1 protein-coding gene is annotated in these 1,305 nt (G+C 61.3%); it reads left to right on the top strand.

From position 1 onward, the window contains the following. The coding region (locus tag ACO9S2_RS17645) for a 4Fe-4S dicluster domain-containing protein (RefSeq protein WP_423723738.1) at positions 1-1,304 on the top strand (1,304 nt) is incomplete at its 5' end. Position 1,305: the final 1 nt, after the last annotated feature.

The following is a 1,305-nucleotide window of genomic DNA, read 5'->3' as shown; positions in this document are numbered from 1 at the left end:
AAGGAGGATTGACAATGCCTGAAGTGTATAACTGGCAGCTGGGGCGGAAGATGCTGTATCCCTACGAGGAGCGGCATCCGAAGTGGCAGTTTGCCTTTGTGTTCAACATCAATCGGTGTTTGGCGTGTCAGACCTGTTCGATGGCGGACAAGTCGACCTGGCTCTTCTCGAAGGGGCAGGAGTACATGTGGTGGAACAACGTGGAGACCAAGCCGTACGGCGGGTATCCGCAGTTCTACGACGTGAAGATCACCCAGCTCATCGAGCAGGTGAATCCGGGCGGGCAGGTGTGGAACGTGCGGGTGGGCCGCAAGCACCATGCGCCGTACGGGGTGTTCGAAGGGATGACCATTTTCGACGCGGGCGCCAAAGTGGGCCAGGCGGCGATCGGGTACATTCCGACGGACCAGGAATGGCGGTTCGTCAACATCTATGAAGATACGGCGACCTCGATGCGCGCCCTCGTGGAAGGCATCGACAAGACCGGCTTTTCACGCGACGAACCGTGGAAGATGACGGGCAGCAGTCTGCCGGAGCATGAGACGTTCTTCTTCTATCTCCAGCGGATTTGCAACCACTGCACCTATCCGGGCTGCCTCGCGGCCTGCCCGCGCAAGGCGATCTACAAGCGGCCGGAAGACGGCATCGTGTTGATCGACCAGAACCGGTGCCGCGGGTACAAGAAGTGCGTGGAACAGTGCCCGTTCAAGAAGCCGATGTACCGGGGCACGACCCGGGTGTCGGAGAAGTGCATTGCCTGTTATCCGCGTATCGAGGGCAAAGACCCGTTGACCGGCGGCGAGCCGATGGAAACGCGCTGTATGGCGGCCTGCGTCGGAAAGATCCGCATGCAGAGCCTGGTGCGCATCGGTGAGGACGGGCTCTGGGCCGAAGATCGGTGGCATCCCCTGTACTACGCGATCCGCGTGGAGCAGGTGGCGCTCCCGCTGTATCCGCAGTGGGGCACCGAGCCCAACGGCTACTACATTCCGCCCCGGCACAGCCCGCGCGGCTATGCCCGGCAGATGTTCGGCCCGGGCGTGGACAACGCCATCGAGAAGTATCTCGTGCCGAGCCGCGAACTGTTGGCGGTCCTCCAGCTCTGGAGAGCCAGCCAGCAGATCGTCTTCCGGTACGACGTCATTCCGGGTCCGAAAGTGTTCGAAACCCAGATCCACGGGAAGCGGTTCGAGATGTACAACGATACCGTCCTGGGCTTCAACAAGTCGGGCAAGGAAGTGGCGCGTATTCAGGTCGAAGAGCCGATCTACATTCGGCCGGCCGAGCGCGTGACCTGGCTGTAAG

Origin of the sequence: Nitrospira sp. NS4 (assembly GCF_049546785.1) — a bacterium.
Taxonomy (GTDB): domain Bacteria; phylum Nitrospirota; class Nitrospiria; order Nitrospirales; family Nitrospiraceae; genus Nitrospira_D.
This window is presented reverse-complemented; position numbering and strand designations above follow the sequence as displayed.